The following is a 20,478-nucleotide window of genomic DNA, read 5'->3' as shown; positions in this document are numbered from 1 at the left end:
GTCTTACTGGAATTTCGGAACTTCGAAGTAAAGCGTGTAAGCGTCGAGCTGTTGATACATGTTGTAAATATTGGCCGTTTGTTTTGTTGCCCACGAAATATCGGTGGCATATTGATACGTACCTGGATTGCTCGGATTGAACCGCATCTTATAGAGCGTGTTCTGTTTCCGGCTCGGGTTGTTGATATACGAGTCGCCGATGAACTTGGCCCCGCCGATGATAGCGGCTTCCGGTGTGAACCAACCTTCTTTATAAGCGCGCTCAGCACCTTTGACATGGGCGTTCCCGTCAATCGCACCGATGCCGTACATATTGTAGACGGTCTTCGGCGTGACGGCCTTGCCGTCGACGCTCGAGACGACTGTCCCGTTGGCGAGTGCGGACGTTCCGTGTCCCGTCTCTAATAACGCATGCGACAACAGATAAATCTCGTTGACGTTGTGCGTACGTGAGGCATCGATGAACGCTTGGCCACGGCCTGCTAAAATTCCTTTGCCGACGAGCGATTTGTTCAACACGGTCGCTGTCAAATCTGCACTCTTCGACAAGTCGAGGAATTGGAAATATTCACGTGACGTCGTGGCGAACGAAGTCGGTGAAACTTGACGTGTGATTTCTTCATCCGTCGCAAGACGCCAATTCCGGTCATAGACGCGAATATTGTATCCACTCGGGCGATAGTAGCTGATTGTGTAATACTGACCGATTTCACCGGTGATGGTCACCGTCTCACCCGGGTTGATCACCCCGAACGAGTGCGCCGTCAATGAGGCATCTTTCAACACCTTGACGTTTCCAGCAACGTTGGCGGCGCTGACATATCCCGTCAATAGACCCGATTTTACTTTATACCAAGTCGTCGAGCCGACCTTTTGCGTGCCGAGATATTCGAGCTTCGTATTGCTCGAGAGGCTAGTCAAGCTGGCAGCCGATGATGAGGCGGTTGCTTTCAAGTACTGGAATGAAGTTGTAAATAGCTCTGTCGAGGCGATCGTCCCGGTCGTGGCAGTCGTTGTCGCACGAGTGATGTATGATTTCGGTACATACGCGTTCGCGGCGCGATATGCGTCCGACTGGGCGAACACGTTGCGCTGCTTCGTGACCATCGTCGCGAGCGTATACGGATAAGCAGTCTCTGTGATCACCATCTCTTTACTGCCGGCAACAGGCGGCGTGTACGGTTTCGTATACGTGAGGGAGATGTACCCTTTTACGAGCGAACCGTTGACGAGGTACGAGATGACACCCCAGTCGCTGCCGACGATTGGTTTCACTTTGACGACCGTTCCGTTAGCGAGCGTACCGATAACGTTCCCGTCTACCGGTTTTGTCCGGACGTTCAACGTGCCATTGTTGGCGACGACGACCTCGACTTCCCGTTCAGCTTCTAACTGTTCTTCTGGAGCCGGTGGTTTGTCGGCGAAATAGGCGGCGGTCGCATAGCCCGTGAGCGAGCCGTACTTGATTTTGTACATCGAACTCGTCAAGCCAGCCTCAGAAATTTGCTGAACTTTCGTTCCCGTCGGAATGACGGCAATTTTTGTTTTCGGTGAAACAGACCGGTCATAGAGGACGACTCGTTGCGTCGTATAATAATCGGTCACGACGATCACCTCCGGTTTGTCGACTGAGAAATGGCGTGAAGCTGCATAGCCCGTTTTCCCGTCGTAACGTACTTTAAACCATGAGCTCGACAATCCACTCTGCGAAATCTGCTCGATTTTCGCGCCGAATGGAATCGTGTCAATTTTCGTCGCACCCGAAGCCGATGAACTATACATCGCCACGTTGCGAATCGCGTAATAAGGTTTGATCACAATCACTTCTGGCGGAGTCGTCGAGAAGTTTCGAGCCGCGGCATAGCCGGTCACGCCATCATATTCAATCTTGAACCACGAACTTGCGAGTCCGGCCTCTGACACTTGTATTACTTTGCTACCGGCTCGGATTGTCCGTAGACGTTCCGCCCCTGAAGCTGATGATTTATACAAGACGAGGTCACGAGCGGCATAGTAAGGCGTCCGCACGACGGTTTCTGGTTTTGTCTTTGAGAAATTACGTGCTGCCGCATAGCCGGTCACGCCATTGTAGCGGATTTTGAACCAAGATGAGCTCAGCCCTGGCATCGCGAGTTGTTCGACTTGGGCACCGAGTGGGATCGTCGCGATTTTCGTCGCGCCCGAGGCGGAACTGTTATAGAGAGCGACGTTCTTGACCGCAAAGTAAGGGGTCGTCGCTTCCGGTGTCAAGAGCGAAGTCGAGAAGTTCCGGGCCGGGGCGTATCCAACGGTCGAGCCGTACTCGATTTTAAACCACGAACCGGTCGCGCCGAGTGAGGCGAGGTGCGTCACTTTGGCACCTGCCGGAATCGTTCCGATTTTCGTCGCCCCTGAACCTGTCGAGTCATACAGCACGGCTGTCTTGACAGCATAGTAAGGCGTTTCGACAGGCGTCGTCGGTGTGAAGTAGCGGGCTGCAACGTAACCTGTATATTTCCCGTAAGTCACTTTCATCCACGAGCCGGTCGCGCCGTGCGAAGAGATATAGGTCACGGTCGCGTCTTTCGGGATCGTCGTGAGGATGACGGCAGAAGTCGACGTCGACGAACGCAAGTTGACGTTCGCGTCCGCTGTGTAGGCCGATGCCGTTGTCGTCGCTGTTTTTTCAACGGTTGATTTCAATGTCAAATACGTTGCCGACACGTAGCGTTTTTCGCCCTCGAATTCGATTTGGGCCCAGTTATCGTTCGTTGTGTACACTTGAACGGTCTCGCCTTGCGTCAATTTCCCGACAATGTCCGAAGTGGTCGAAGTGGCGGAACGTACGTTTAAAATAGATGTATTCACGGTTCCTTCGTATGTTGCTGCATATGAATGAGCGGGAACAAGCGTACTCAACATTGTGCTAGAGATGAGGACGGCCGTGCTCAATCGTGTGATTGTTGGCTTCAATGTGTTACCCCTTTCGGTGAATACAGATCAACATGTATGTATTCATGTAGTGTGCGGTCTAAGTATAGCGTACTTAAAAATTGGAAAGAAGAATGTAAATTACAAAAAAGGTAAATGAATTAGAAAAGTGATGTATTATTATGGAAAGAAAAAAGAACCTCCTAGGAAATGGAGGTTCTTTTTTCGATTTGTACGGTTTGATGCATCCAATCGCCGATATCGGTCCACACGTCTTGTCGTTGTCGTTCACGCAAAATCTCATGTCTGGCATTGTCATAGGAGAGAACGGTCAACTCGATATCGGCAATTTGGTGTTTACGAACGATTCCCGTGAGTCCTTCACCGTCATGGACGACCGGATCGTCAGCCCCGACAACGAACAAGATGGGTAACGTTTTCGGATGCTCGTGAATCCGGGCAGTGGACGTCACATCGAGTGAGGCGCGGGCGACCTCATGCAAGTAGCCGAGCGTCGGAATGCCACCGCAATCCGGGTCGTTTACATAGGCGGATACTTCTTCTGGAACGCTTGAAATCCAATCGCTCTCGGTCGTGGCGGGTAAGAACTTTAAGTTGTATCGTCCGAACAGCAAGCGTTCGAAAAAGCGAGATTCATATTGGCTCCCTTTGAACCGGATGGCCAAATCGATCGCATACAGTCCGATCCGCCCGATCCATCCCGAATGCGGAGGCGGAGACACGGCGATGACGCCAGCCAGGCGATGACCTAACCGTTGCCCGAGGCGACGGGCGAGCAGTGAGCCGAAACTATGGCCGAGGACGACGGTCGGCAACTCGTCTTGATAGTGATCGAGGAGTGAGATAGCGTCGTCAACCATTTGATCAAATCCTTCATGTGGAGACAAGTGGGCGTAAGTGGACTGATCCCGTGCCAAAGAACCGGCACCGCGGAGATCGCATAGGAATACGTTAAAACCAATTTCTGACAAAAAAACAGCGAATTCGACATATCGTCGGTGATGCTCAAGCATACCGTGAAAGATGAAGCAATTTCCAATTGGTTGTGAGGTGGGAATGTGTAGCACATGCGTCCGATACCCGTCCGCATACGTATGTTCCGTGACGTCCATCTGTATCCCTCCGTGTCGTTTAAAATAATCCGATCGCTTTACCGGTCTCGTCGATTCCCATATTCAAGGCGGCCGGTTGCTTCGGCAGACCTGGCATCGTCAAGACGTTTCCGGTCAAGGCGACGAGGAAGCCAGCGCCGACCGACGGTTTCAACTCTCTTACGGTCACAGTGAACCCGTGCTGGTAGCCGAGTTTCGTCGGGTCGTCTGACAGCGAGAACGGTGTCTTCGCCATACAAATCGGCAAGTGTTGCCAGCCGTTCGCTTCGATTTGAGCCATTTGTTTTTTTGCGGTCGCGGTGAACGTGACGTCGGCCGCCCCATACACTTCACGGGCGATCGTCAAGATTTTTTGTTCGATCGAATCGGTCAACGCATAGAGCGGGGTGAACGCACTCTCATTCGACTCAATCGTCTCGATGACGGCCTCGGCGAGCGCACGTCCGCCTTGGCCTCCGTTTGACCACACTTCACTGAGCGCCACTCGAATGTGGTTCGCTTCACACCAGTCGAGGACGGCCGCCAACTCTTCGGTCGTATCTGAATTGAATCGGTTGAGGGCGACGACGGTCGGCAAGCCAAGTTTCCCCATCGTCTCGACATGTTTGGCAAGAAGTTTTAATCCGTTCCCGACGGCCCCGACGTTCTCGACGTGGAGTTGGTCTTTGGCGACGCCACCATGCATTTTCAAGGCACGGACTGTCGCCACGAGGACGACGGCGTCCGGATTTAATTTACCGATGCGTGACTTGATGTGACAGAACTTCTCGGCACCGAGGTCGGCTCCGAATCCGGCTTCGGTGACGACGTATTCACCGAGCTTGAGCGCAGTTTTTGTCGCAATCAACGAGTTGCAGCCGTGAGCGATATTGGCGAACGGACCACCATGAACAAGCGCGGGCGTCTGTTCGAGTGTTTGCACCAAGTTCGGCTTGAACGCTTCTTTCAACAACAGTGTCGCGGCACCAGCCGCCCCGATTTGTTCGGCCGTGATCGGTTCGTTGTCTTGATCGTAGGCGACGACGATGCGCTTGATGCGCGTCTCAAGGTCGGTCAACGAATCGGCGAGGCAGAGGATGGCCATGATTTCGGACGCCACGGTGATGTCAAATCCGTCTTCACGTGGTACCCCGTGGGCACTGCCGCCGAGTCCGATCGTCACGTGACGAAGTGCACGGTCATTCAAGTCGAGGACACGTTTCCAGACGATTTTACGGACGTCGATCCCGAGGTCGTTCCCTTGATGAAGATGATTATCGAGCATGGCGCTGATCGTGTTGTGAGCTGCGGTGATCGCATGCATGTCACCTGTGAAGTGAAGGTTGATGTCTTCCATCGGCAACACTTGGCTGAAACCGCCGCCGGCCGCACCGCCTTTTAAGCCCATCGTCGGACCGAGTGATGGTTCACGTAGACAAACGATTGCTTGTTTATCGAGTTGATTCAACGCCTGTCCAAGTCCGACGGTCACGGTCGACTTTCCTTCACCGGCTGGAGTCGGATTGATCGCCGTGACGAGGATGAGTTTCCCGTCTTCTCGAGTCGCCATCCGATCGATGACATCGAATGATAACTTGGCTTTATATTTCCCGTATAGATCGAGGTCATCTTCTTGTAAACCGAGTTTTTCCGCAATCTCTTTGACAGGTAGCATCTCGGCTTGTTGGGCAATTGTTAGGTCGGATAACGGTTTAATCGTCGTCATGTATAAAATCCCTCCACTTTCGAACATTGTAATCTATTTAGTCCATTTCATTCGTGAATCGACCCGGAATCAAGGTTTAATCTTTCGTTGGGGAAGACTCGTTCGTGTTGTCATTGAGTTTATCATAACCCATCGCTTCGTAGAATTCACCCATTGAGTGCAATATATTCCACCCTTTCCGTCAAATGTATCCGTTTTCATTTTTGGTCCAGGAAGGTAAGTTGATAGTGGAGGCGATGAACATGACAGAAACACCGAAACGAATCAAACGGAGACGAAATTGGAAGAAGCCGGCGAGTTTTATCGCATTCGTTGGTCCGGCCTTTTTGGCATTTGTGGCAATCGTGCTTATTCCATTTTTCAACGGGATTTATTACAGTTTTACAGATTGGAACGGTGTGACGGGGCAATTGAATATGGTCGGACTGGACAACTACCATCGGATTTTATTTGAAGATGAACAGTTCCGCGCTTCGTTCTGGATCACAACGAAATATACGCTCGTGGCCGTGGTGCTGACGAATATCGTCGGCTTCCTATTGGCTTTACTATTGACGATGAACATTAAGACGCGCAATATTCTGCGCACCGTCTTTTTCATGCCAAACTTGATTGGCGGGCTCATTCTCGGGTTCATTTGGCAGTTTATCTATGTGAAGGGCTTTGAATCAATCGGGGCACTGACCGGGTGGAGTCTGTTCGAGCTGCCGTGGCTAGGTGACGCTCAGACGGCGTTTTGGGGCATCGTCATCGTCGCCATTTGGCAAGGTGGGGGCTATGTCATGGTTATTTACATCGCGGCGCTCCAAAATGTGCCGACAGATTTACTCGAAGCGGCTAAAATCGACGGGGCAAACCGGTTGAAGATGCTTCGTCATATCACCCTTCCCATGATCATGCCGTCGATCACGATTTGTCTGTTCTTGACGATCTCATGGTCGTTCAAAGTATTCGATACGAACTTATCACTGACGAACGGCGGGCCGTTCAAATCGACAGAGATGCTCGCTTTGAACATCTATACCGAATCGTTTGTGAATAATAACTACGGACTCGGCTCGGCGAAAGCAGTCATCTTCTTCCTCGTCGTCGCGGCGATTACCGTCACGCAAGTGTACTTGACGAAAAAGCGGGAGGTGGAGGCATGACGACGGAAAAAATTGAACGCATCGAAGCGAATATCGATCAGGCACCACGACAATTGTTGCCTCAAAAGCCGTTGCGGACGGGCGGATATACGGCGGGGCTCGGTCTCGTCGAACTGGTGGCGATTTTACTCGGGCTCTTGTACCTCGTCCCGTTCTATTACGTCATCGTCAACTCGTTCAAATCGATCGCCGAGATTTACACGAATACGTCTGCCTTGCCGAACGTTTGGCTCGCCTCGAACTATTCAGAGGCATGGGAGGCGATGAACTACGGACGCGTCTTCTTGAACTCGCTCCTCATCACGGCCGGCGCGAACCTACTGATCGTGCTGTTCACATCGATGGCGGCTTGGAAGCTAGTCCGGACGAAACATTGGATTTCGACGGTCATCTTCTTCTTGTTCGTCGCGGCGATGGTAATCCCGTTCCAGTCAATCATGATTCCGCTCGTGAAAGTATCGAGCGTACTCGGGTTGTTAAACAGCCATTGGGGACTGATGGTCATGTATCTCGGGTTTGGGTCAGGCATCTCCGTGTTCTTATATCACGGGTTTATGAAGTCGATTCCGGAAGAAATCGAAGAAGCAGCCATCATTGACGGTTGCTCGACGTGGGGCGTCTTTTGGCGCATCGTGTTCCCGCTTTTAAAACCGATCACGGTGACGATCGTCATCTTGAACAGCCTTTGGATTTGGAACGACTTTCTGTTACCTTCACTTGTCCTCCGAGACATCGAACTGCGGACGATTCCGCTCGCGACGTTCTATTTCTTCGGACAATATACAAAACAATGGGATTTGGCACTCGCAGGTTTAGTCCTTGGGATCGTTCCGCTCCTCGTCTTTTTCTTCGGTATGCAAAAGCATATTATCAAAGGGATCACGAGCGGCTCGATCAAATAACCCTTCCCAAGGGTCTCCCCCGTCCGCTACACGGGGGAGAATTTTTTTGAAAAAAGCTGTTGACATTCGTCGGAATATTTATAATAATTGGGTCAATTCAATTGTGAACGACATTGAAAGGACGAGTACACAGAAGACGTAAGCAAAGCGAGCCGGGGAAGGTGAGAGCCCGGACTGAAATCTCTGTCGAAGAACCTCCTGGAGTCGCTACCCGAACGCTTTGCAAGTAGACGTAGCCGGAATGTTCCCCGTTATCGGAACTACGAGATGTTCGTCTCGAAAAAGTGAGTAGATTCGTCTACTAATTTGGGTGGCACCGCGGAGCTTGAAGCCTTCCGTCCCATAGTCCATGGGATTGGAGGGCTTTTTTCTATTGCTCCGTCCCAAAATCCCACAATTGGAGGAAGAAAACATGACAACGACAGCAACAAGCAAGATGAAAGCGAAACAACAGGCGATTACAGTAGTGAAGGCGACATTCGAAGACAAGTTCAGCACGGCGCTTGGGTTGACACAAGTGCAGGCCCCGCTGTTCGTCACATCGGCGAGCGGTGTCAACGACCACTTGAACGGCGTCGAACGCATCATTCAGTTCGATACGCAGTATCCGGGACACGAACTTGAAATCGTTCAGTCGCTCGCGAAATGGAAACGAGAAGCGCTCGGCCGTTACGGATTCGAGGTCGGGGAAGGCTTGTACACCCAGATGCGCGCCATCCGTCGTGATGAAGAGCTCGACGCGACGCACTCGCTTCACGTCGACCAATGGGATTGGGAACGCGTCATCGCCCGGGAACACCGGACGACGGAGTACTTGAAGGCGACGGTCGAATCGATTTACGCGGCACTCCGCGAGACGGAACAGACGGTCGAATCGATGTACGGGATTGAGGCGATTTTGCCAGAGTCGATTCATTTCTTGACGAGCCAAGAACTCGAAGACCTTTACCCGACGCTCACACCAAAAGAACGTGAGCACGCGATTTGTAAAGCGTACGGTGCGGTCTTCCTCTCGCAAATCGGTGGTGCACTCGCCTCAGGCGATAAGCATGACGGTCGTGCGGCCGACTACGATGACTGGTCACTCAACGGCGACATCCTCGTCTGGCACCCGGAACTCGAATCGGCGTTCGAATTGTCGTCGATGGGGATCCGTGTCGACGAGACGGTACTCGCTGAGCAGTTGGCTACAGCCGGTGCCGAAGAGAAACGGAAGTACCCGTTCCACCAAGCCGTCCTCGAAGGACGCCTCCCGCTTACCATCGGAGGAGGCATCGGGCAATCCCGTGTCGCCATGTACTTGCTTCGTGCCCGCCATATCGGCGAAGTCCAATCTTCGGTTTGGCCGAGTGAGATGATCACCGCGTGTGAAGAAGCCGGAATCAGCCTGTTGTAATTATATAGAAGAAACTAAAACCAGGACTTTCTTTTTAAATAAGAAAGTCCTGGTTTTCTGTGCAACATTTTCCACCCTACACGTCAATTTTGACACCTACATAATGGAAGCGTTTTCATCTAAAGTTAGGGTGTACCGATTGGAATCATGATTGTCGACTCTATACTTAGGGAGGAAGCGAAATGAAACGTAAATGGAGATTATCGACCGCCGTGATGACGGCTGGGATGGTATTGACTCTTGCGGCCTGTGGCGGCGGGTCGCTTACGGAAGATGAAGGATCGAACGATGCGAACGCGGATAGCGGGGACAAACAAGACGTCACGTTGAACGTCTTCCAGTTCAAGGCGGAAATCGCCAAAGACCTCGAGGCGATGGCGAAAGAATACGAAGAAGAGACTGGCGTCAAAGTGACCGTCCAAACGGTCGGAGGCGGAGCTGACTATGGGGCAGCGCTCAAGTCCCAGTTCGCGTCAGGCAATGAACCGGACATCTTCAATAACGGTGGCTTCACCGAAGCACAAACGTGGAAAGACAAGTTGGAAGACTTGTCGGACGAGAAATGGGTCGGTGACTTGACCGAAGTGGCCAAAGAACCGATGACGATGGACGACAAACTGTACGGGATGCCGATGAACTTGGAAGGCTATGGTTTCATCTATAATAAAGAGCTGTTCGATAAGGCGGGCATCAGCGAACTGCCGAAGACGTTGTCTGAGTTGACGGATGCGGCTGAGAAGTTGGATAAAGCAGGCATCACGCCGTTCTCGGTCGGTTATGCCGAATTCTGGATTCTCGGTATCCATTTGCTCAACATTCCGATGGCGCAGCAAGACGATCCGGATGCGTTTATCCAGGCGCTGAACGAGAATAAAGGAAAATTCGAGGACAACGAGCAATTCCAACAGTTCTTGAAACTGTTCGACCTCACGATCAAATATGGAAATAAAAATCCACTTACGACGGACTATAACACGCAAGTCACTCAGTTCGCTCAAGGTGAGACGGCGATGCTTCAACAAGGGAACTGGGCGCAACAGATGATTCTTGACGTGAACCCGGACATCGAGATGGGCTTCGTGCCAATTCCGATCAATGATGACAAAGAGAAGATGGACCGCCTCCCGGTCGGTGTCCCGAACAACTGGGTCGTCAACAAAAACTCCGAGTATAAGGAAGAAGCGAAGGATTTCCTCGAATGGATGGCGACGTCCGATACGGGTAAAGACTACATGGTCAACAAGTTCAAATTTATACCGGCGTTCAAATCGATTGAAGCGAACGACCTTGGACCACTTGCGGACGATATCTTGGCCTATTCAAACGAAGGCAAGACGATCTCGTGGAACTGGTTCAAGTATCCGGATGGTGCGGTCAACGAGTATGGCGCACTGATGCAAGCATACGTTGGCGGTCAAAAGACAGGCGACGAGATGCTTCAAGACTTCACGAAAGTATGGGCCGATAAGGCGAAATGATAGCAACACAAGCGGCGAAATGACCCCTTCGCCACTTGTGTTTTTTTTATGAAGAAACTGTCACATGAATCCCATAAAAATGACACACATACCCCCCTAGGTTTTCGTACAATATGTTCTGAAAGCGATTCATCAAGAGGAGGGGTTATGAAACGACTAAGCGGGTTACTCGCGTTATGGTTCTTCTCACCGATTACTGTTCAAGCGAACGAGGAACCGGTGTCGCTCAAAGAACCGATTGTGATTCAATCGAACGAAACGTTTAACGGTGAAGGAAAGCGGTTCAGTAGTTGTGAACATCCTGCGTTTCAACTTGAAGGGACCGGGGCCGTGCTCGAGAACGTCGAGATCGAACAGTGCGAACGGACGACCGTACCCGCGGTGCTCGTCGTGGGACTCGGCCATCAAGTCATCGACGTTACGATTGAGGCGACCGGGACCGGGATCGCCGTCGAGAACAGTTACGGGGTCAGGTTGATTCGACCGAACGTGACAGGGAAGCGTGAGGAGGAAGGAATCTCCATCGAGGATAGCGAGGCGACAGTCATCAAAGGAGCCATCGTCGACCACGTCCGTGACGGCATTTATATTGAAAACGGGACCGGACACGAGTTGACCCGGCCGCTCGTCACGAACTCACGATACGGCGTTCATCTTATGTTCCCGACGGACGTCTCGATTGTGTCCCCGAATCTGCACAACAATGAAACTGGCGCGATGGTGATGGGGACCGAGCGCGTCCGTATCGAGAATGGACAAATCTATGATCAAGTCGGTGCGACAGGAATGGGACTCATGCTGTTCGAAGCGATTGAAACGAGCATCCGTGCCAATGCGATTTATGGGAACCGCGTCGGCATTTATGCCGAAAAATCGGAATGGACGACAATCCATGATAACGGTGTGAACGGAAATGATATCGGCCTAAGGATGAAACGGGCCAACGGGATGACGTTGACCGGGAACGATGTGACGAACAATCGCTATCCCGTCGTATCATTTGAAGCGGCCGATAACGTGATTGTCGGCAACGAATGGGGCGGGCAGACACTCGATTTGACCCAGGACGGGCAGAGCGAGATCCCGTATCGGGCCGACCCATATTTGTTTTTGCTCGCTGATTCGTATGAAGCGTTTGAATTGCTGTACGGGGCTCCAGGGTTGACCGTACTCGAGCGTGTCCTCAGGAGCCCCGACGAGGTCACGCTCACCGATGTTTCGCCACGGGCGACGACGTTCGAGTTAAAGTGGCAGGGAACGGTTGGGGCAACCGTGTTAAGTGGATTATTGATTTTATTATGGCGATTTGGGAGGAAACAAGATGATTACTTATAAGAAGATGGCAGGATTACTTACCGTATCAGGATTGACGCTCGCATTAGGTGCGTGTTCAAGCGCGGCGGCGGAACCGTTTGACATCGAATGGGGCGAGACCGAATGCGTTGTATGTAACATGAAAATCATGGACGAACAGTTCGCTGCCGAGGCAATCATGGACAACGGAAAAGGCTATGCATTCGATGACATCGGTTGTTTGATGCGGGACTGGTATCCGGAACAGACAGAAGAAGACATCGCAGCTATGTACGTCAAAGACTACAACACGAAAGAATGGGTCGACCTTGAAGAAGGAACATTCGTCTACGATAAGATGTCGAAGACACCGATGGCTTACAATATCGTCTCGTTTGCGAAGGAAGCGGATGCTGAGGCATACGTGGACGAGAACGGCGGCATGGTCATGGACCTCGACGACTTGAAAGACCATTCATGGGAGCGCGGGGAAATGAAACAGCATAAAAAGATGAACGCAGATGATGACAGCAAGATGAGTGAGAATGATTCCTCAGAAGGCCACGGACAGTAAATGATGCTGTGGCGGATCGAGTGGTCGCGCACGTTACGTCAAAAAGAGAGTTACGTCTTCCTGTTCACCTGGATGGTGACGCTCGTGCTGCTTGGCGGTCTCGGACAAGCGCTACCGGTGGCGACCGCCTACACGAACGTCAACGCGACATTACTCACCATCATCGGACTCGTCTTACCGCTTTTCGTCATGTTGACGACGGCGCTCCAGTGGGGAGGGGAGCGGGAGTCGAAACGTTTGCGCCTCTTGACGACGTACCCGCTATCGATGTTTCACCTCGTCTGGATGCGTTACACCGCCTTTCTCGCGACGCAGGCTTTAATTGTCACGCTCGCCTATGCGCTCTCGTCATTCTTCGTATCGATGCCTCTCAAGACGTGGGTCGTCCTTTGGGCATATTCGCTCGGGCTCATCGCGTATGGGGCGGCGTTCGGGACATTCGTTGGCGTCATCGGTCGAAATCGGCTTCAAGCCGTCCTCATGTCTTTCCTCGTTTGGACTGTCTTGATTTTGTTATGGCCGACGGTGCTCGTCAGTGTCATTGCGTGGATACCATACGGTGTTCAGGCGGAAGCGATGGTCGGCGCCTTGTTTTTGAACGGATTTGAGTTGTTGCGCGTCTGGGTGAGCGCAGTATTGGCGGCCCCCGATTTGTTCGGGGCCATCTATGAGACGTTTATTGGGTGGCTCGACGGCCCGGTCGGTACGGCTGTCGTCGGTGCGACAATCATCGGGGTCATTCTCAGTATGTTGGGCGCGGCAGCGTGGTGGTTACGACGGGAGGGTCGACATGATTCAACTTAATCAAGTGGGAAAACGATACGGCGAGTCATGGGCGCTCCATCCGCTTGACGGTGCGATTGACTCAGGCCAGGTCGTCGCTTTATGCGGCAGCAACGGGGCTGGGAAGTCGACGCTGTTGAATCTTATGAACGGCACGATTCCCCCAAGCGTCGGGAGCGTGTCCTTGAACGGTCAAACGATCGATGACGGGAAGGCGTACCATCGGACGTTTGGATACATGCCAGACGACTTTGCGTTCGATCCGTCTTGGACTGTCGGTGAGACTTACACCTATTACGCATTATGGCAAGGCGTGAAACCAGATTTAGCACTGTTGGAGCGCGTCGGTCTCGATGGATTGAGAAACCGAGCCGTCGGGAAGTTGTCGAAAGGGATGCGTCAACGTCTCCTACTGGCGCAGGCGCTCGTGACGAAACCTGACATCTTGCTCCTCGATGAACCGACGAACGGACTCGATCCGACTTGGATGCGTCTGCTCGGTGGCTTGTTGCGGGAAGAAGCTGAGCGTGGTGCGACGATCGTCTGCTCGACACACCAGCTTGATGTGGCAGCGATGCTCGCTGATGAAGTATGGATGCTCAAGGACGGTCGGCTTGCAGGTCGCGTCCTCGTCACGGACGAAGCGGCGGCTTATGCTGAAATCAAACGTTTCTTTTTCGAATCGGAAGTTGAGGCTTGTCAAACCGGCGCGGCTCGCACAAAATAATAGACAGTTGAAGTGGTGCTCGGAACCTTCCGGCACCACTATTTTATTGGGGAGATGAAACAAATGAGAAAGAATGTTACGGTCGCGCTGTTGTTGGCGACTTTTTTAGCGGCGATTGAAGGGACGGTCGTCTCCGTCGCAACGCCGGTCATCGCGAGCGAATTGAACGGGGCCGCCCTCGTGAGCTGGGTGTTTGCCGCCTTCTTGCTGTTCACGGCGGTATCGACACCAATCTATGGAAAGGTGGCCGATTTGTTCGGCCGAAAGCGTGTCCTGTTATTCGGAATCGGGCTGTTCACGCTCGCCTCACTTCTTTGCGGACTCGCCACATCGATGGAACAACTGATTGTCTTCCGGGCGCTTCAAGGGCTCGGCGCCGGTGCAGTATTACCGATCTCGATGACGATCATCGGCGATTTGTATAAATACGAAGAGCGCGGCAAGATTCAAGGGATTTTGAGCGCGGTGTGGGGCGTATCGGGCGTGCTCGGTCCGGTCATCGGCGGGTTCTTGGTCGAGACGTTGTCTTGGCGTTACGTCTTCTTATTGAACGTACCGTTCGCACTTTTATCGTTCATCATGATCGTCACGTTCTATAAAGAGACCGTGACCGAGACGACGGAACGGATTGACGTCAAAGGAGCGCTGTTGTTCGCGTTCGGTACGACGGCGTTCTTGTACGGGCTGATCACGTTCAGCGAGACGAACGTCTGGACGGCCTCGGTCGTCGCCAGTGCCGTCTTCAGCGTCATCTTGCTCACCAGTTTCTTCTTATCGGAACGACGGGCGAAGACACCGTTGTTGCCACTCGAATTATTGAAACAACCAATCATCGCGTCGATCAATGGGGCCGTCTTCTTCGCGGCGTGGGTCCTCGTGTCAATGTCGGCCTATATCCCGATTTGGGCACAGGCCGTCCTTGGGAAATCAGCGACCGAAGCCGGATTCATGCTCATGCCACTCTCGGTCGCTTGGACATTCACGTCGATTATCGGCGGCCGTACACTTGGAGCGGCCTCGCCACGGCGTCGGGCCGTGACAGGAATGAGTCTCTTGTTGATCGGGACAATCATCTTGACGCTGCTCACGCAATCAAGCCCAGATCTGTTCGTCTACCTCGCTGTGGCCATCATCGGAGTCGGGTTCGGCTTGTCGCAACCGATGTTCATCGTCGTCTTGCAGACCGTCGTATCTTACCGGCAACGCGGGACCGCGACGGCCGCGAACTCATTTTTGAGTACAGTCGGTCAGACGCTCGGTGTTGCCGTGTTTGGTGCAGTATTCAACTTTATCGTCCTCAGCGGTTTCCGTGACGAGGCGGGCTTGAGCGACGTATCACTCGAATCGTTCTTTAATCGAAGCGTCACCGAGACGTTAAACACGACGGTCCGGCTCCAAGGCGAGCAACTCATCGCCACCGGATTGAATACCGTCTTCATCGGAGCGGCACTCGCGGCGTTCATCGCGTTGTTGATCGCGCTTCGCTTACCAGCTAACCCACCCGAACCTTCACGCGACAACTAAAGACACGGTATGATGGTGAAAAGGAGGCGATCATGTTGAAACGATGGATCCTTGTGTTATCTCTTGTCGTATTAGCAGGTTGTGCATCGGAACCTGCTGACGCACCGGCGCCAGAAGAGACTCCGGTCGAAGAGTCGACCGAAGAAACACCTGCGGAAGATACACCAGGCGATGCACCAACATCGGAAGCAGACGATTCGCTGACATTCGGTGCGAGCGAGTCTGTCGTTGAGCAATTGGACGTACCGTGGTCGATGGTAAGGACCGACGAAGGATGGCTTATCTCGGAACGAGGTGGCACAATCGCCGTCATCGATGCGGACGGGAATCTCGATCGACAACCGGTCGTCCTCGAAGAAGATGTGCTCGAAATCGGTGAGGGTGGTTTACTCGGCCTGGCCTTGACAACAGATTTCACGACATCCCGACAAGTGTACGCCTATCATACGTACGGGACACCTGGGGACGTACGAAACCGGGTCGTCGAATTGACGTGGGACGGGGAGCGCTTTGAAGAGACGGCTGTCGTGCTCGATGAGATCCCAGGCGCCCAGTTCCACAACGGCGGCCGCTTATTGCTCGATGGCGACGCACTTTGGGTCACCACGGGAGACGCCCTCGTTCCGGATCTCGCTCAAGATGAGACGTCGATTGCCGGAAAAGTGTTACGGGTGTCCTTATCCGGAACAGGCGAGCCGACCGATTGGATTTATTCGTCGGGCCACCGCAATCCCCAAGGTTTGACGAAAGTTGGCGACACGCTTTATGCGAGTGAACATGGGGCGTCCGGTCACGATGAAGTGAACATTCTCGAGCGGGGAAACAACTATGGCTGGCCGCTCATCGAGGCAGACCAGGAACAAGATGGTCTCGAGACACCATGGTTCGAAGTCGGAGAGACGTCGTGGGCACCTTCGGGAATCGCGGCGGACGACCGTTACGTGTACATGGCGACGCTTCGGGGGAATCGCCTTGTTGCCATCGACCGAGAGACAAAAGAGGTCACCCCGCTCGTCGAGGACAAAGGGCGTATCCGTGATGTCTGGTTAGGAGACGGAGAGCTCTACTTCATCACGAACAATACGGATGGACGCGGAAATCCGAGCAATGAGGATGATCAGCTGTATCGCTTGACCCTCGAATAGAAACTGACACCCGTGTCAGTTTCTATTTTTTTGTTGTCGATATCCAATTATCCGGTATAATGGACTTCATATGGAAAATGAAGGGGAATTTTACATGAAACAATCACAAATGGTACATAAGAACGAAAAACTGTATTTTGGACTGCTCGTCGCGGCCAGCGTGTTGACGGTAGTGTTAGGAATCGTCTTCACAATCGCCTCTCTCGGCATTTTCTTATGGATAATCGGAACGATTTTAGCACTGTCGCTATTCACGCACTGGCTTCAAATCGGATATATTCGCACGAACGGCGTCAAAGTGACAGAGCGTCAATTCGCCGACTTGCATCGTACGTATCAGCGTGTCGGGCAAGAAATGGGGATTCGCCTACTCCCGGACGTCTACATTCTTCAAGCCGGGGGCGTCTTGAACGCTTTCGCGACACGTTTCTTCCAAAAGAATATGGTCATCTTGTATTCGGATATCGTCGAGTTGTCACGTGATGGGTACACGAAAGAAGTCGAGTTTGTCATTGCGCATGAACTAGCACACATTCGCCGTAATCACGTTCAAAAACAGTGGGCCATGATGCTCGGCGGCTGGATCCCGTTTTTAGGGTCTGCCTATTCGCGCGCCTGTGAATTTACGTTTGACCGCATGGCCGCCCACTACATTCAAGACCAAGCCGCATCGAAACGTGCCCTCACGATTCTTGCGATTGGTGGGAAGTTGGCAAAAGAAGTGAGCGAGTTTGACTACTTGTACGAAGCGAGCCGTGAGAACGGATTTATCGCCAAGTTGAGCGAGCTGTTATCGACGCATCCGCCGCTCCCGAAACGGATTGCGGCCATCGCGACGAACGCGGGTGAAACGAACGTTCCGGTCTTCAAGACGGCCGGATACGTCAAAGGCTCGATTATCAGCACGATCATCTTGAGCGTCATTGTCAACGTGGCCATCGTCGCCTGGTTGTTCACGAGCGATGGATTGACGGGCTTATCGGAAGGCATCGGCTCACTTGATGCGATGTCAGAAGAACCGATTCAAGAACTTGCCTATAACGATGCATCGTACGAAGAGTTCGCGGCATTGCTGGCGGACGGTGCCGACGTGTCCCTCGAGAACGAGGACGGGATGACCCCGGCTGAACTCGCTGCCGACTCCGGTCAACCAACAGGAATCATCGAATTGATTCAATCGTACGAGTGAACAGAGAGGTTTATGGCCATGCGTGTGGCCATAAACCTTTTTAATAACAGTAATTGCAAACGCTTGCATGAGCCGTGATATAATGACAGCGAGGAGGCGATGCGCGGATGAGCATTCGGACGAAGCTGACGGGAATGATCGCCTTGACGATTATCGTTCCCGTCATTTTGGCGACGGTCATTTCTTTTTGGTACGTCAAAGACAGGGAGCGAGAGCGGGGGCTCCAGCTCACCGAATGGTCGCTTGAGCGTGGGACGCTGCAAATGGAGCGATATATCTCGGACTTGAGCCGCCTGCCGACAAGTCTATATGCGAACCGGGACGTGCTCGATATTCTCGAGTATGGGCCGGGGCTATCCCTTCAGCAGACCGAATTGGAAGTGAGACGGGCGCTCCTCGGAATGTACTTGTCCCGCGAGGATGTGGCCCAGATTCAACTGCTCATGCTCGAGGACATGGACTCGTTCGCCGCTTATAAAATGAAAGTGTCCCCGCGTTCGAAACAGCAACCGAGTGCGATTCAACAGCAGTTGTTGAAGGATGAAGAGAGTCGCGTCCTGCTCGAGGCCTCGCATCCGCTTGTGCCGTATCATGATTTCGGTCCGCTCGTCTCGGAAGAAGAGGTCGTCACGCTTCATTTTCGGCTCGATAAGATTGAGACGGACCAGCCGCTCGCGATTCTTTCCATTGATATCCCGGAAGACGTCTTCATCGGTCAGCTCGCCTCGTTACAGAACAACCCGACTGAGAGCCTCTGGTTCATCGGAGGCGGTAATCAAGTGTTCGCGCAACTCGGTGACGGTGAAATCCCGCAAAACGTGTCGACGAACTCGTTGTCGAGCGACGGGAAGCATCACCGCATTGTCAAATCGTTCGAGTTTGAGAACCAGACGTTTTACGTCGGGAAATCGATTCCTGATCGTCTGTTGACCGAACCGGCATCGCGGACATCGTTTATCATCTTCGTTGTTGGGATGGTGTCGCTCGTATTGGCGTTGATCGGTGCGACCTACGCTTCGATGCGCTTGACGACCCCGATCAAGACACTGACATCGAATATATGGCGCATTGAACAAGGGGATATGACGGTCTCGTTCGATTCCCTGGGAAATGATGAGTTCGGTGTGCTCGGACGGCAATTCAAACGGATGATCGAACGCATTGACGATTTGATTCAACGCGAGTATCGTCTGGCGCTCGAAAATCGGACGAATGAACTGAGAGCGCTCCAAGCCCAGACAAACCCACATTTTTTATTCAACGCCTTGCAGTCGATTGGGACGCTTGCCCTGAAAGGGGACGGTAAGACGGTGTACCGTCTCATCACGCAGCTCTCCTCGATGATGCGCTATACGATGCACCCTGATGAGTCGCTCGTGACGCTTAGGCGAGAAGTCGACCACCTCACGTCTTACATTCGGCTGCAGCAAGTCCGTTTCCCCGATCAATTCGAGATCGAGGTCGACGTGCCGGAGACGCTCCTCGACTTGACCGTGCCGAAGATGATTTTACAGCCGCTCGCCGAGAACTTCTTTAAGCACGGGTTTGAGCGGGACGGTGCGACAGCAGCGAACCACTTCTCGGTCCGGATTCACCAAGCAGGGCCAGATCTCGTGATTCGATGTGAGAATAGCGGACGCGATATCTCGGACGAAGAGCTAGCGCTGTTAAAAGAACGGATTGAGAAGTCGACCCAACCTTTGAATGGTGCAGAAGGCACCGGTTTAAAGAACATTCGGGATCGACTCATGTTAAACTATAATCGGGAGGCTCAGTTTATGTTGGCTACACCAGAGACAGGCGGATTTCGTATTGTCATGCGTTTCCCGGCCGTAAAGGAGGCGGATGCGTCATGACGAAAGTATTGATCGTCGATGATGAGTCGCCGGTACGGGAAGCGGTGAAACTGCTCGGGGAGTGGGAACAGCTCGGCGTCACGAAAGTGATCGAGGCGCAGGACGGGGAAGAAGCGAAACGAATCATCGCCAAGGAACGGCCGGCACTGATTTTATCGGACCTGCAGATGCCTCGTTGTAACGGCATCGAGCTGATGGAATGGGTTCATAAGGAAGCTGAGGCGACCAAGCTAATCGTATTGACCGGTTATGACGAATATTCGTACATGCGGCGTGCGATTCAGCTCGGTAGTTTTGATTACTTGTTGAAGCCGATCGACCCGGACGTCTTGAATGAGACGCTTGCACGCGCTCTTGCTGACGTCACGCCTGATGAAGCGGATCCGATTCTACAGATTGGTGCGTTCATCGAGCGCCATTATGCGGAAGAACTCAGCTTACAAGGGATGAGCGAGCGCTTTTACTTGAGCCGCGAATACATATCGCGTCGCTTCAAACAGCAGTACGGCGTCAACTTATCCGAATATTTGCTGTCGATCCGGATGCTCGAGGCGAAACGTCTCCTTGAGACGAGTAGACAACGTATTTATGAAGTCGCCCAAGCGGTCGGCTTTTCGGATGATAAATATTTCCGGAAAGTCTTTAAAAAACAGGTTGGCATCACCCCGAATGAATATCGGGAGCAGTGTCACCGACTATCTTGAAGGAGGAATTT

The 20,478-nt window shown here is 52.6% G+C and carries 16 protein-coding genes and 1 other annotated feature; of the genes, 13 read left to right on the top strand and 3 right to left on the bottom strand.

From position 1 onward, the window contains the following. Positions 1-3: 3 nt before the first annotated feature. The 3 genes from KNP86_RS10720 to KNP86_RS10710 all read right to left on the bottom strand — a co-directional run bounded on the left by KNP86_RS10720 (position 4) and on the right by KNP86_RS10710 (position 5,748). Positions 4-2,847 (bottom strand): SH3 domain-containing protein, encoded by a 2,844-nt coding sequence (locus KNP86_RS10720; RefSeq protein WP_214754270.1) that lies wholly within the window; start codon positions 2,845-2,847, stop codon positions 4-6. 266 nt (positions 2,848-3,113) lie between these two features. Continuing rightward, on the bottom strand, positions 3,114-4,043 hold the full coding sequence (locus KNP86_RS10715) for an alpha/beta fold hydrolase (RefSeq protein WP_214754268.1): 930 nt from the start codon (positions 4,041-4,043) through the stop codon (positions 3,114-3,116). A gap of 19 nt (positions 4,044-4,062) precedes the next feature. Continuing rightward, positions 4,063-5,748: a formate--tetrahydrofolate ligase gene (locus KNP86_RS10710; protein ID WP_214754266.1), complete on the bottom strand. Its 1,686-nt coding sequence runs from the start codon at positions 5,746-5,748 to the stop codon at positions 4,063-4,065. A gap of 242 nt (positions 5,749-5,990) precedes the next feature. Between KNP86_RS10710 and KNP86_RS10705 the strand changes: the two genes are divergently transcribed. The 13 genes from KNP86_RS10705 to KNP86_RS10645 all read left to right on the top strand — a co-directional run bounded on the left by KNP86_RS10705 (position 5,991) and on the right by KNP86_RS10645 (position 20,467). Next, entirely contained in the window at positions 5,991-6,896 is a 906-nt protein-coding gene (locus tag KNP86_RS10705) for a carbohydrate ABC transporter permease (protein WP_034781156.1), read from the top strand. Further along, positions 6,893-7,798 carry a carbohydrate ABC transporter permease gene (locus tag KNP86_RS10700; protein WP_084592978.1) on the top strand — a complete coding sequence of 302 codons (906 nt, stop codon included), beginning with the start codon at positions 6,893-6,895 and terminating at the stop codon, positions 7,796-7,798. The genes KNP86_RS10705 and KNP86_RS10700 overlap by 4 nt, the downstream gene beginning before the upstream one ends. Positions 7,799-7,902: 104 nt before the next feature. Further along, positions 7,903-8,144: a binding site (T-box leader), on the top strand. A gap of 66 nt (positions 8,145-8,210) precedes the next feature. Further along, complete coding sequence (gene asnA / locus KNP86_RS10695; protein WP_138859955.1) at positions 8,211-9,194, top strand: aspartate--ammonia ligase; 984 nt, start codon at positions 8,211-8,213, stop codon at positions 9,192-9,194. A 182-nt stretch (positions 9,195-9,376) separates the two neighbouring features. After that, positions 9,377-10,672 carry an ABC transporter substrate-binding protein gene (locus tag KNP86_RS10690; protein WP_034781154.1) on the top strand — a complete coding sequence of 432 codons (1,296 nt, stop codon included), beginning with the start codon at positions 9,377-9,379 and terminating at the stop codon, positions 10,670-10,672. Between the two features lie 147 nt (positions 10,673-10,819). Next, positions 10,820-12,007 (top strand): right-handed parallel beta-helix repeat-containing protein, encoded by a 1,188-nt coding sequence (locus KNP86_RS10685; RefSeq protein WP_214754265.1) that lies wholly within the window; start codon positions 10,820-10,822, stop codon positions 12,005-12,007. Further along, positions 11,994-12,539, top strand: a complete 546-nt coding sequence (locus KNP86_RS10680) for a nitrous oxide reductase accessory protein NosL (RefSeq protein ID WP_052090279.1) — start codon at positions 11,994-11,996, stop codon at positions 12,537-12,539. Before KNP86_RS10685 ends, KNP86_RS10680 begins: the two co-directional genes overlap by 14 nt. Then, positions 12,540-13,343 carry an ABC transporter permease gene (locus KNP86_RS10675; RefSeq protein WP_251128358.1) on the top strand — a complete coding sequence of 268 codons (804 nt, stop codon included), beginning with the start codon at positions 12,540-12,542 and terminating at the stop codon, positions 13,341-13,343. It begins immediately after the preceding gene. Then, complete coding sequence (locus tag KNP86_RS10670; protein WP_214754263.1) at positions 13,330-14,049, top strand: ABC transporter ATP-binding protein; 720 nt, start codon at positions 13,330-13,332, stop codon at positions 14,047-14,049. Before KNP86_RS10675 ends, KNP86_RS10670 begins: the two co-directional genes overlap by 14 nt. Positions 14,050-14,112: 63 nt before the next feature. Continuing rightward, positions 14,113-15,573 carry an MDR family MFS transporter gene (locus tag KNP86_RS10665; protein ID WP_034781148.1) on the top strand — a complete coding sequence of 487 codons (1,461 nt, stop codon included), beginning with the start codon at positions 14,113-14,115 and terminating at the stop codon, positions 15,571-15,573. A 32-nt stretch (positions 15,574-15,605) separates the two neighbouring features. Next, the gene (locus tag KNP86_RS10660) at positions 15,606-16,718 is read left to right on the top strand and encodes a PQQ-dependent sugar dehydrogenase (protein ID WP_214754261.1); all 1,113 of its coding nucleotides are present in this window, start codon (positions 15,606-15,608) and stop codon (positions 16,716-16,718) included. A 94-nt stretch (positions 16,719-16,812) separates the two neighbouring features. After that, positions 16,813-17,907: a M48 family metallopeptidase gene (locus KNP86_RS10655; RefSeq protein ID WP_214754259.1), complete on the top strand. Its 1,095-nt coding sequence runs from the start codon at positions 16,813-16,815 to the stop codon at positions 17,905-17,907. 107 nt (positions 17,908-18,014) lie between these two features. Continuing rightward, positions 18,015-19,763 carry a sensor histidine kinase gene (locus KNP86_RS10650; RefSeq protein WP_214754257.1) on the top strand — a complete coding sequence of 583 codons (1,749 nt, stop codon included), beginning with the start codon at positions 18,015-18,017 and terminating at the stop codon, positions 19,761-19,763. Beyond that, positions 19,760-20,467, top strand: coding sequence for a response regulator transcription factor (locus tag KNP86_RS10645; RefSeq protein ID WP_034781142.1), 708 nt, complete (start codon positions 19,760-19,762; stop codon positions 20,465-20,467). Before KNP86_RS10650 ends, KNP86_RS10645 begins: the two co-directional genes overlap by 4 nt. Positions 20,468-20,478: the final 11 nt, after the last annotated feature.

This window comes from Exiguobacterium sp. s16 (genome assembly GCF_018618115.1).
Classification (GTDB): domain Bacteria; phylum Bacillota; class Bacilli; order Exiguobacteriales; family Exiguobacteriaceae; genus Exiguobacterium; species Exiguobacterium mexicanum_A.
This window is presented reverse-complemented; position numbering and strand designations above follow the sequence as displayed.

Coding starts and splice junctions, on each gene's coding strand:
- KNP86_RS10715 (WP_214754268.1), bottom strand. CDS start 4,043: ATGGACGTCACGGAACATACGTATGCGGACGGGTATCGGACGCATGTG.
- KNP86_RS10710 (WP_214754266.1), bottom strand. CDS start 5,748: ATGACGACGATTAAACCGTTATCCGACCTAACAATTGCCCAACAAGCC.
- KNP86_RS10705 (WP_034781156.1), top strand. CDS start 5,991: ATGACAGAAACACCGAAACGAATCAAACGGAGACGAAATTGGAAGAAG.
- KNP86_RS10700 (WP_084592978.1), top strand. CDS start 6,893: ATGACGACGGAAAAAATTGAACGCATCGAAGCGAATATCGATCAGGCA.
- asnA (WP_138859955.1), top strand. CDS start 8,211: ATGACAACGACAGCAACAAGCAAGATGAAAGCGAAACAACAGGCGATT.
- KNP86_RS10690 (WP_034781154.1), top strand. CDS start 9,377: ATGAAACGTAAATGGAGATTATCGACCGCCGTGATGACGGCTGGGATG.
- KNP86_RS10685 (WP_214754265.1), top strand. CDS start 10,820: ATGAAACGACTAAGCGGGTTACTCGCGTTATGGTTCTTCTCACCGATT.
- KNP86_RS10680 (WP_052090279.1), top strand. CDS start 11,994: ATGATTACTTATAAGAAGATGGCAGGATTACTTACCGTATCAGGATTG.
- KNP86_RS10675 (WP_251128358.1), top strand. CDS start 12,540: ATGATGCTGTGGCGGATCGAGTGGTCGCGCACGTTACGTCAAAAAGAG.
- KNP86_RS10670 (WP_214754263.1), top strand. CDS start 13,330: ATGATTCAACTTAATCAAGTGGGAAAACGATACGGCGAGTCATGGGCG.
- KNP86_RS10665 (WP_034781148.1), top strand. CDS start 14,113: ATGAGAAAGAATGTTACGGTCGCGCTGTTGTTGGCGACTTTTTTAGCG.
- KNP86_RS10660 (WP_214754261.1), top strand. CDS start 15,606: ATGTTGAAACGATGGATCCTTGTGTTATCTCTTGTCGTATTAGCAGGT.
- KNP86_RS10655 (WP_214754259.1), top strand. CDS start 16,813: ATGAAACAATCACAAATGGTACATAAGAACGAAAAACTGTATTTTGGA.
- KNP86_RS10650 (WP_214754257.1), top strand. CDS start 18,015: ATGAGCATTCGGACGAAGCTGACGGGAATGATCGCCTTGACGATTATC.
- KNP86_RS10645 (WP_034781142.1), top strand. CDS start 19,760: ATGACGAAAGTATTGATCGTCGATGATGAGTCGCCGGTACGGGAAGCG.